The sequence below is a fragment of the Corallococcus sp. BB11-1 genome, assembly GCF_026626625.1.
Taxonomy (GTDB): Bacteria; Myxococcota; Myxococcia; order Myxococcales; family Myxococcaceae; genus Corallococcus; species Corallococcus soli.
In genome coordinates, this window is sequence record NZ_JAPNJY010000034.1 from 1 (window position 1) to 11,055 (window position 11,055).

Consider the following 11,055-nt stretch of genomic DNA (forward strand, 5'->3'; position numbering starts at 1 on the left):
AGTGCGACGACCTGCGCGCCCGCCAGTCCTGGGACAAGAAGCTGGGCGCGGGCCGTGAGAAGATTTTTGAAGTCCGCAAGCACTACAACGACATCACCTTCATCGACACGTTCCTCACCGCCGAGTTCGCCATCCAGCAGAAGCTGTTCGTGTATGGCTTCAACGAGAAGCGCAACTCGTGGGAAATCCTGGACCGCGAGTTCCGCAAGGTGAAGAACAAGCTGCTCACGTCGCTCACCAACTTCGGGCAGCCCATCATCGAAGTGGTGGACGGCAACTACGAGAACCGCTCGGAGCTGCTGCTCGCGCACAAGCACGACGGGCAGGACCTGAAGGGCGACTACGCGCGGGAGACGCTGCGCAACCTGCAGAGCCTGTGGCGCCGGCCCGTGAACATCGTCACCCGCTACGACGGCAAGGGCACCCTGCTGCGCTTCGACGGGCAGCACCATTCGGAGAAGAAGGTGGAGTTGTAGGTTTCCAGGCCACAGGGCAGGAGCAGGCAGGCGGGCAGGCGACGTGCGGCCAGGAGTTGGGCGGAGGTGCAACAGTCCTCTACACTCCTGTCCGCCCTCATGAAGACCGCCTCCCTCCTGTGCCTCGCCGCCTTCGGGGTGGCTTCGACGTCGGAAGCCGCCACCCAGTTCGAAATCAAGAACCGCCGCATCGAGCCGCGCCAGACGCTGGCGGGCGCGCTGCATGAGGCGGCGCTGCCCGACGTGCAGGTGCAGGCGGTCATCGCGGCGCTGGAGGGCGTGTTCGACTTCCGCAAGTCCCGCGTGGGCGACCAGTTCCGGCTGGTGATGCGCAACGGCGAGCTGGACTTCTTCGACTACCGCCAGAGCACCGTGGACGAGTGGCAGGTGCGCCGCGATGGGGAGAAGTACGTCGGCAGCAAGCGCTCCATTGAAGTGGAGAAGCAGGTGTCGCTCGTCTCGCTGGAGATCAGCACGTCGCTGTATGACGCGACGCTGGCCGCCGGCGAGGACCCGTCCATCGGCCTGGTGCTGTCGGACGTGTTCGCGTGGGACATCGACTTCTACCGGGACGTGCGCAAGGGCGACAAGGCCAAGGCCCTGGTGGAGAAGTTCGTCTCCAAGGGCCGCGTGCTGCGCTACGGCGAGGTGCTGGCGGCGACGTATGAAGGCGGCCTCGTGGGCAACAAGCGCGTGTTCCGCTACGTGCTGCCCAACGGCGAGGCGAACTTCTTCCAGGAGGACGGCGCGAGCGCCAAGAAGACCTTCCTCAAGAGCCCGCTGAAGTACGCGCACGTCACCAGCAGCTTCGGGTCGCGCTACCACCCGGTGCTCCAGTACGTGAAGAACCACAACGGCGTGGACTACGGCACGCCCATTGGCACCCCGGTGTGGGCCGTGGCGGACGGCACGGTGGTGTCCGCGAGCTACGCGGGCGCCGCGGGCAACATGGTGGTGCTGCGCCACGCCAACGGCATGGAGACGCAGTACATGCACCTGTCGCGCTTCGGGGACGGCGTGCGCACCGGCACGCGCGTGCGGCAGAAGCAGGTGATTGCCTATTCGGGCAACACCGGCCGCTCCACCGGCCCGCACCTGCACTTCGGCCTGAAGCGCAGCGGCACCTACGCCAACCCGCTCACCCAGAAGTTCCCCCGCGCGGATCCGCTGCCCAAGGAGCTGACGGGCGACTTCCTCGCCAAGGCGCACGACATGGCCCAGCAGTTGGACGCCGTGTCCGTGGCCGCGGTCGCGGGCAAGGCCGCGCCCCCGCCGGTCGGCGCGAAGTAGCCGCCGCGAAGGCTTCGCATCCCCCCGGGCCCCTCTTCCTCACGGAAGGGCGGGCCCGACGTGCTTCTCAGGTCCACTCGATGAAGTATTCGGATTCGCCCAGGCACAGCTCCGTGCCGCGCACCTGGCCCTCGCGCTGGACCGCGGTGAGGGCGCCGCCGAGGATGCCCTCGTGTACCTGCACGGGCAGCAGGTCGTCCCGGAAGTGCAGCCGCACGCGCTTGTCGCCCAAGGGCTGGTACTCGCGCCGCCCGTAGCTCACCGCGGTGGCGTACGACGTGGGGGCGTTGCTGTAGATGCGCTTGGGGTCGTTGCCCAGGGTGAGGCGCAGCAGCGTCTGCCCCACCGTGGATTCGAAGAAGGTGCCGCAGATGGCGCCGCCGCACGCGCGAAGGACGGCGTCGTGCGTGCCGTACTCCGGCTGGAGGGCCTCCGTCGCGAAGGACAGCAGGCGCAGGAAGTCCACGGCCGGGTAGGAGAAGAAGTCCACCGGGTTGCGCTGCAGGAGCGGCGCGCGCAGGCGCTCCGCGGTGTCGTGCCCCAGGTGCGTGCGCGTCAGGCGCAGCACCGCCGCGAAGCTCAGCCCCCGCACCGTGTCCCCTGGACGGGTCAGGGCGATGCGCTGCTCCAGGTCACTCAGGGAGGAAGCCATTCACGCCCGTTCTACCCCAACTTCGCGCACGGTCAGGGCCCGTCGCGAGGGCCGGCGGGACGGCGACACTCCCCGGGGTCGGGCCGCATCACGGCGGGTCCCCACGCACCTTCCCTCCCCGGTGGAGGGAGCGACCGACCCCGGGGGCGGGCTGCGGCTTTCCGGTGCCTGGGCCGGCCCGACACGATACCCTCGTGCCCGATGCGCCCTCGTCCAGACGGGGGTGCCCGCCGTACCCACCCTTTCGCGACCCCCCGAGACGACCGACTTATGGCTCCTCCCGCCTCCGCGCGCCCCGCTCCGCCTCCGCCCTCCACGTCGGGTACGCCCGAAGACAGCGGCCGCACCGGGCTCGACGCGGCCAGCGTCCGTCGCGGCTTCTTCGAACACGTGCGTTATTCGCGCGGCAAGAACCCGGAGACGGCCACCCCGCATGACCGCTTCATGGCCCTGTCCCTGGCCGTGCGCGACCGCCTCACCGACCGCTGGGTGAAGACGGCGCGCACCTACTACGAGCAGGACGTCAAGCGCGCCTACTACCTGTCGGCGGAGTACCTGCTGGGCCGCGCGCTGGGCAACAACCTGCTCAACCTCAACATGTACGAGTCCGCCGCCGCCGCCATGCAGGAGGTCGGCGTGGACCTGACGCAGCTGCTGGAGATGGAGCCGGACGCGGGCCTGGGCAACGGCGGCCTGGGACGGCTGGCGGCGTGCTTCCTGGACTCGCTGGCGACGCTCGGCTACCCGGGCATGGGCTACGGCATCCGCTACGAGTTCGGCATCTTCTCCCAGGACCTGGTGGAGGGACACCAGGTGGAGCGCGCGGACGAGTGGCTGAAGTTCGGCAACCCGTGGGAGATCGTCCGGCCGGAGAAGGCGGTGCCGGTGCGCTTCTTCGGGCGCGTGGAGCACCACCAGGGTCCGGATGGCCGGCCGGTGGCGCGCTGGGTGGGCGGCAAGACCGTGATTGGCGTGCCGTACGACACACCCATCGCGGGCTACGGCAACAACACCGTCAACACGCTGCGGCTGTGGCAGGCGCGCGCGAGCGCCGAGTTCGACCTGCTGCTGTTCAACGCGGGCGACTACGAGCGGTCGGTGGTGGAGAAGAACGACTCGGAGGTCATCTCCAAGGTCCTCTACCCCAACGACGCGTTCCAGGCCGGCAAGGAGCTGCGCCTGAAGCAGCAGTACTTCTTCGTGGCGTGCTCCATCGCGGACATCGTCCGGCGCTACCTGAAGAACCACAGCGACTTCCGGGACTTCTCCCGCAAGGTGGCCATCCAGCTCAACGACACGCACCCGGCCATTGGCGTCGCGGAGCTGATGCGCGTGCTGGTGGATGAGAAGCAGCTGCTCTGGGACGAGGCGTGGACCATCACCCAGGAGACGTTCGGCTACACCAACCACACGCTGCTCGCGGAGGCGATGGAGCGCTGGCCGGTGTCGCTGTTCGAGCGCCTGCTGCCCCGGCACCTGGAGATCATCTTCGAGATCAACCAGCGCTTCATGCGCCAGGTGCAGATCCGCTACCCGTTCGACGTGGAGAAGCAGCAGCGGATGAGCCTGGTGGAGGAGGGCCCGGAGAAGAAGATCCGCATGGCCCACCTGGCGGTGGTGGGCAGCCACAGCATCAACGGCGTGGCCGCGCTGCACACGGACCTGCTGCGCCGGGACGTGCTGCCGGACTTCGCGACGATGTATCCGGAGCGCTTCAACAACAAGACGAACGGCGTGACGCCGCGCCGGTGGCTGGCGTGGTGCAACCCGCGTCTGTCCAAGCTCATCACCAGCCGCATCGGTGAGGGGTGGGCCACGGACCTGGACCAGCTGACGAAGCTGGAGCCGCACGCGGAGGACCCGGAGTTCCGCAAGGCGTTCCGCGAGGTGAAGCGCGCGAACAAGGTGGACCTGGCCAACCACGTGCGCGACCTGCGCTGGGTGCAGCTCAACCCGGACGCCATCTTCGACGTGCAGATCAAGCGCCTGCACGAGTACAAGCGGCAGCTGCTGGACGCCATCCACATCGTGGCGCTGTGGATGAAGGCGCGGCGGCAGCCCTCCAGCGTCGTCCACCCGCGCGCGTTCCTCTTCGGCGCGAAGGCGGCGCCGGGCTACCACCTGGCGAAGCTGACCATCCGGCTCATCAACGGCATCGCGGAGGTGGTGAACAGCGACGCGGGCACCACGGGCCTCCAGGTGGTGTTCGTGCCCAACTACCGGGTGAGCCTCGCGGAGCGCATCATCCCGGCGGCGGACGTGTCCGAGCAGATCTCCACCGCGGGCTGGGAGGCGTCTGGCACGGGCAACATGAAGCTGATGCTCAACGGCGCGCTGACGCTGGGCACGCTGGACGGCGCCAACGTGGAGATCCGCGAGGCGGTGGGCGACGAGAACTTCTTCCTCTTCGGCCTCACGGCGGACGAGGTCATCGCGCGCAAGAAGGCCGGCTACCGCCCGCGCGACGTCTACGAGTCCAACACGGAGCTGCGCGAGGCGTTGGACCTCATCCGCTCCGGCTTCTTCTCCCCCGAGGACCGCAACCTCTTCCAGCCGCTGGTGGACAGCCTGCTGGAGGAGGACCGCTACCTCGTGCTGGCGGACTTCGCGGCGTACATGTCCAAGCAGGAAGAGGTCGTGCGCGCGTACCAGGACGCGGAGGGCTGGACGAAGAAGTGCATCATCAACGTGGCCCGCGCGGGCATCTTCTCCTCCGACCGCACCATCAAGCAGTACGCGGAGGAGATCTGGCGCGTGCAGCAGACGCAGGTGGAGTGAGCACCTGAAGTCGCGCTGAAGCACCGGGCGCGGGCGGCCATCCTCGGCCGCCCGCCCCGTGCACCCCACGGCTACGCGGCCTTGTTGAGCCAGGCCTCGTAGGCGCGGAAGTCGTAGTCGCGGCCCAGGAACTGGTTCACCAGGCGGGCGGCGTCATCGGAGCCGCCCGGCTCCAGCACCGCGCGCCGGTACGCCTGCGCGGGCGCGGGGTTGAGCAGGCCCTGCGTTTGGAACACCGTGAAGAGGTCCTTCGCGATGACGAGCGACCACATGTACGTGTAGTAGTTGGACGAGTACCCATCCAGGTGCCCGAAGGTGAGGTGGAAGTACGTGCCCTCCAGGTACGGGAAGGGGATGTACTGGCCCTGGAGTTCGCGCACGAGCGCGGTGGCGTCCAGGCCCTTCGGGTCGCGCCGGTAGAGCTCCAGGCTGAGCGCCGCGTAGAACATCTGCTGGCGCACGAAGAGCCCCTTGCCGAACTCGTCCGCGCGCAGCATGCGCTCCACCAGCTCCGCGGGCAGCTTCTCCCCCGTCTGGTAGTGCGTAGCGAAGGTCTGCAGGCACGTCACGTCGCGCGCCCACTCCTCCAGCATCTGCGACGGGGCCTCCACGAAGTCCCACTCCGTGCGGACGCCGGACAGGCCGGCCCAGCGCGTGTGGCCGCCGAAGATGTGGTGCAGCAGGTGGCCGAACTCGTGGAAGAAGGTCTCCACGTCGCCGTGCTGCATCAGCGCGGGCTCCGCGCCGGGCTTGGGGAAGTTGCAGATGAGCGCGCCTTCCGGCAGCCGGTGTCCGGACTTGCCGCTGGTCAGCGTGAACTGGGCCGCGTGCTTGTACTTGTCCGCGCGCGGGTGCATGTCCAGGAAGAAGCGGCCCTTGAGCGTGGCGCCCTCGTAGACGTCAAACACTTCCACGTCCGGGTGCCACACCGGCACGTCCTTCACCGGGCGGTAGGTGACGCCGAACAGGCGCGCGGTGAGGTCCAGGACGCCCTGCTTCACGCGCGTGTATTCGAAGTAGGGGCGCACCGTCTGCGAGTCGAAGGCGTACTGCTCCGCCTTCACGCGGTCATCCAGGTAGCCGGAGTCCCACGGGTCCACCTTGTCGGCCTTCGGGTCGTCCTGGCGCTTGCGCTCCAGCAGCACCTGGTAGTCGCGCTTCATCCGCGCCTCCGCGGCGGTGGAGATCTTCTGGATGAAGTCCCGCGCGGCGTCCGCGGTGCGCACCATCTTGTCCTCGGTGGCGTAGGCGGCCCAGTGCGGGTAGCCCAGCAGCGTGGCCAGCTCATGGCGCCGGGCGACGAGCCGGCCCAGCACGTCCACGTTGGCGGGATGGCCGCGCTGGCGGTTGGCGCGCCAGAGCTGCTCGCGGGCCTTGCCGTCGCGCGCGTAGGTGAGGAAAGGCACCAGGTCCGGGTAGTCGGTGGAGATGCGCACCTGCCCGTCCGGGCCCGGGGCATGCGAGCGCGCGTAGTCCTCCGGCAGGCCGTCCAGCGCGGACGGGGGCAGGGCCACCGTGCGGGTGTCCTGGCTGATGTTGCGGCTGAACTCCTGACCGATGCGGATGAGCTCTTCCTGGAGCGCCTTCACCTTCGCGCGGGTGGCCTCGTCACGGTCCACGCCGGCGCGGCGGAAGTCGCGCAGCACCTTCTCCATCCACTTGTGCGTGGACGCATCCTCGCCGGACAGGTCCACGGCGGAGAGGACGTCGTAGACGCCCCGGTCCATGCGGAGGTCGTTGGAGAGGTTCTCGATGGACTGCTCGGCGGCCTCCGCCGCTTCGCGCAGGGTCGCGTCCGGGTGGGTGTGGCGCACGACGCTGGCGCGCGCGGAGGCGTCGTCCAGCGCGGCGGAGGATTCGTCGTAAAGCTCCAGCACCTCGCGCGGGGGCGTCTTCGCGGGCAGGGACTTGAGGCGCGCGATGCCGGCGCGGGCCCGGGCCAGGGCGTCCTCGCTCGCGCGGCGGAAGTCCTCAGGCGGGCAGGTGACATGGCGGGCGGCGTCGGGGACCAGGGGCTCGGACACGGGAAGGGCTCCTCTCAAGCCGTGGGTGGCGGAAAGGGCTCAAAGCTAATGCGCCCCGCACGCCCGGGCAGCATCCGTGTGGACCCGGCGGGTCCTTTGTCGGGCGGGAGTGGCCCTCCCCTGCCCCGTTCCTTCGGGGACCGGACAGTCGGGCGACCCATGGAGCGGGGGCCCCCATCCTTCAGTAGAGGTTCCGCTTGTAGTCCTGGGTCAGGGCCCAGCTCATCATCCGCTTGGACGCGAGCGCGCGCAGGGTGGCAGCGGCGGCGCCACGCTGCGGGTTCTGTCTGACGTGGTCGATGAAGACGTCGGCCATCCGTGGCAGCTGGTCCGGGGGAACATGGCGCGAGGCGTCCCAGAGCCCGGCGTGGAGGACGGCCGGGCTGGCGCGCAGGCGTGCCTGGTGCGGTTCGAGCGACAGGGCGACCTTCGGCACCTTGGCCGCGACCTCCATCGAGGCGAGCAGCGCGGGGTCCGTGGTGAGGGAGGCGACGCCGGACAGCTCCAGCTCGCGCCCCTCCCCGGGCACCAGGGCCAGGACCGCGACGCGGGGCTGTTCGAGCAGGTTGTGGAACGTGTCCGTGCGGCGGTTGCCCGGCCTGTCGGCCACCGCCACCCGGGCTCCGTCGAGCCGCAGGAAACCCGGGGGATCGCCTTTCGGGCTCACGTCCGCGTGGCCCTGCGCATCCCACGACGCCACGACGACAAAGGGCACACGGGAGAGCCAGTCCCGCACGGCCGGGTCGCTCAGGGGGCCCGGCGCCACGGGGCCGAGCGACGTCGGGACGACGGAGACCGGAGGCTTCCAGAACGCCGAGCGCATCAGCGCCTTCGCGCAGTGCACGAACGTCTCCTCCACGGTGACGAGCAGGGTGTTGCCATCAAGCGTCGCGTGCCCATTCACGCGAAGCGTCTCCCCCAGCCCGGGGATGAGGAACAGGAGCCCGCACCCCACCGTGGGATTGAGTGAGAGGGGTTCATGCAGCTCGAATCGCAGGTGCGTGGAGTCCACGACCGTGGCGAAGCCCCTGGGCCCGCCCACGCTCGACAGCCGCGCCCTGCCCTCCTCGTCGATGAAGCCCAGGACCGCGAACGAGGAGAGCGAGAGCAGCCGGACGCAATGCGCATCCAGGGCCTCCAGCGACTTCATCATCACCCCGAGCGGACGCGAACCGACGAGCCGCTCCAACGCCTCGACCGACTGGACCTGGGACATGGCCAGAGCATGCCATATTGATTTTGATTCGCACCTTCATCAAACCTGACGTCGGGCCTCCCTGTCAGGCAGACCGCCGATGGCGCCTGGAAACAGCGGAGGCCGCCCCGGCGTGGTGCCGAGAGCGGCCTCCTGGGACTTCAAGCCTGCGTGGAGGCTGTCAGTAGAACTCGAGCGGACTCGACGCGTTCTGTGGGTTGCGAGCGGTACGAATCACGAAGTCATTCCCGTTCTGGTCCGTGTCCAGGCCGTTACCACGCGATGCATCTGTCCCTCCCGTCGTCATGTCCACGGCGGTGGAAGTGGACACGGCCTTGCGCTCCAAGCTGCCCGCGGGATCGGACACATAGAGAGCCGCCGTACTGCCTTCTGGCGAGCTCGCGGTGGTGCCCCAGGCGAGCTTGTCCACTGTGGCGGCGTCGGTCACGCTCGTCCCCAGGGAACCAGGCCCGATCCTGACGTGGCCGGCCATGTGCGCGGTTTCGGTGGAGTACCTCGCGTCTGGCACCACGGCTCCCACAAAGCCTGTATGCGCGATGAGGTAGTAACCATGGGCCGCAATGCTCACCGAGCCCAGCACCACCAAGTTTGAGTAGGAGGTTCCCGTCGCATTCTTGTACTGAATCTTCCAGCCCGTCAGGTTCACCGCCGCATTGGTCGGGTTGTACAATTCGATGAACTCATCGGAATGGTTGGGCGTGGTGGGACTCGCCCCTGCCCCCTTCGAGGAGAACTCGCTGATGACCACGTGGTTCGTCAGCGGCGGCTTCACCGCCGGCGCCACCGTCACGGAGCCGTAGTTGCCAGCAGGGGGCACGGCGACGCCGCTCTGATCGCAGTACACCCACGGCGAGCCCTCATCCGTGAACCGGTAGCGGAAGCCGTAGCGGTACGTCCCGGCCGTGGGGATGCTCAACGACGCCTTCATCTCATCGTTGTTCGAGCCGCCGGGGGAGGTATAGCCCGCGTTGAAGGCGGCCTGCGTCCACGTCCAGCCCGCAGGGTTGGTCGCGTCCGTGCCGTAACCCAGTTGCGCCTCGATGCGCGGATAGAAGTCGTTGCCGTTCTGGGTCCGGGTGGTGACGTCGAAGCTGTAGAACTGACTGAAGATGTCGTAGGCGACGTTGGGGGCGATGGTCGCCGGGTAGTCAGTCCCGGCCGGGAACGTCTTCGGGTATTGGATGGCGCAGTAGTTCAGCGGCTTCTCGACGTTCAGGCCGCAGTCGTCGTTGAGCAGGCCCGGCGTGCCCCGGTCCCCTCCCTCCAGGTTTCCTGACGACTCGCACCAGTACCAGGGCCGCTCGCTGCCCGCCGTGCCCACGATGCTGGACGCGAGGCTCATGGCTCGGCCGGTCGTCTGTGGGAAGGCGTTCGTGTAGCTCAGGCTCGTGACCGTCGTCGCCCCCTGCTGGAGTGTGATGGAGCCGGTGTTGTCCATGGACACGTCCGTGCCGTACGCGTGGTTCGCGTACACGCCCCCGTTCCTCGTCACGTTCGCGTCCTGCGCGAGCACCACCCGGGCACCGGGTTCGACCAGCAGCCCGCGGCCATGCTGCACCGTGAAGCCAGAGGTCCCGCCCACGCCGTCCACGAACGTCACGGCCAGGGTGTGCAGGTTCAACAGCTTCGCGCTGGTGTTGGTCAGCTCCAGGTACTCCGTCGTCCCGGCGGACGGCGAGTGCATCACCTCCGACAGGGCCAGCTCGCCCGCGCCCGCAGGCGGCGCCGTGGTGCACGCGTCCGCGTGGCAGACGGCATCCGCGCCAGGGCAGGCCAGGAGCTCCGTCTCGCCGTCCTGGCATTCCGGCATGCCCGACACCACCACGCACACCGCCGTGGGCACCTCCAACGACGTGCCGTCCTCCGCGCAGGAAGGGTCATTCGGAGTGCACACGACGCCGGTGCACGGGTTGGTGGTGCCGCTGCTCGCGGTAGCGAGCGCACTGCCGTTGCCCGCGCCGTCGAACGTCTTCAGGGCGAAGAAGTACGTCGTCGCCGCATCCAGGCCGGAGACGGTGAAGGACTCCGCCGTGCCCGGCGCCTGGGGCGTGCCCACGCCCGTCGCCTCCGTCGCCGCGTCGAACGTCGCGTCGGTGATGGCCGCCGTGGCGTAGCGCAGCTCGTACCGGGTCGCCGTGCCCAGGTCGCCGTCGTCGCCCGGGGCCGCCCAGCCCACGCGGATGCTGGAGCCGGACAACGCGGTCGCCGTGAAGCCCTGCGCGACGGCCGGAGCCACCACGTCGGTGATGACAAGGTCCCCGGACGTGGCGACCGGCAGGCCGCCCCCTTCGGCTTCAAGCTGGTACGTGCCCTCGGCCTCCACGACGAGGCCCGCGAAGGTCGCCACGCCATCCACGGTGGTCTGGGTCGGGTTGGCCTGGGAGAAGCTTCCGCCCGCGAGCCCCAGCGTCACGTCCGTCGGGGTGTCGCTGACGGTGTTGCCATACGCATCCCGCAGCGCCACATGCACGTCCGCCAGCGCCTGCCTCACCGAACCCGTCGTGGGCGCGGAGACGAACACCAGCGTGTCGAGCGCCGCCGGCACGATGGAATAGGTGTGCGAACCCTTCAGCGCGCCATCCATCACGTCCTCCGCGACGACCTCCTGGTCACCTGAGG

Annotated in this window: 7 protein-coding genes; 3 read left to right on the forward strand and 4 right to left on the reverse strand. The window is 68.9% G+C overall.

From position 1 onward, the window contains the following. On the forward strand, positions 1 to 476 hold a 476-nt coding region (locus OV207_RS29230; protein ID WP_267558355.1), incomplete at its 5' end, for a SpoVR family protein. A gap of 99 nt (positions 477 to 575) precedes the next feature. Continuing rightward, positions 576 to 1,766 (forward strand): M23 family metallopeptidase, encoded by a 1,191-nt coding sequence (locus OV207_RS29235; protein WP_267558356.1) that lies wholly within the window; start codon positions 576 to 578, stop codon positions 1,764 to 1,766. Between the two features lie 67 nt (positions 1,767 to 1,833). Here the strand turns inward: OV207_RS29235 and OV207_RS29240 are convergent, their stop codons facing one another. Next, positions 1,834 to 2,418: a DUF2378 family protein gene (locus tag OV207_RS29240; protein ID WP_267558357.1), complete on the reverse strand. Its 585-nt coding sequence runs from the start codon at positions 2,416 to 2,418 to the stop codon at positions 1,834 to 1,836. A 270-nt stretch (positions 2,419 to 2,688) separates the two neighbouring features. Here OV207_RS29240 and OV207_RS29245 point away from each other — a divergent pair, with 270 nt between their 5' ends. Further along, positions 2,689 to 5,196, forward strand: coding sequence for a glycogen/starch/alpha-glucan phosphorylase (locus OV207_RS29245; protein WP_193349232.1), 2,508 nt, complete (start codon positions 2,689 to 2,691; stop codon positions 5,194 to 5,196). A gap of 71 nt (positions 5,197 to 5,267) precedes the next feature. Here the strand turns inward: OV207_RS29245 and OV207_RS29250 are convergent, their stop codons facing one another. From OV207_RS29250 to OV207_RS29260, 3 genes are all read right to left on the reverse strand, one after another. Continuing rightward, positions 5,268 to 7,220 carry a M3 family metallopeptidase gene (locus OV207_RS29250; protein ID WP_193349231.1) on the reverse strand — a complete coding sequence of 651 codons (1,953 nt, stop codon included), beginning with the start codon at positions 7,218 to 7,220 and terminating at the stop codon, positions 5,268 to 5,270. Between the two features lie 181 nt (positions 7,221 to 7,401). After that, on the reverse strand, positions 7,402 to 8,436 hold the full coding sequence (locus OV207_RS29255) for a pyridoxamine 5'-phosphate oxidase family protein (protein WP_267558359.1): 1,035 nt from the start codon (positions 8,434 to 8,436) through the stop codon (positions 7,402 to 7,404). Between the two features lie 160 nt (positions 8,437 to 8,596). Further along, positions 8,597 to 11,055: lamin tail domain-containing protein (locus OV207_RS29260; RefSeq protein WP_267558361.1), on the reverse strand; the 2,459-nt coding region annotated here is incomplete at its 5' end.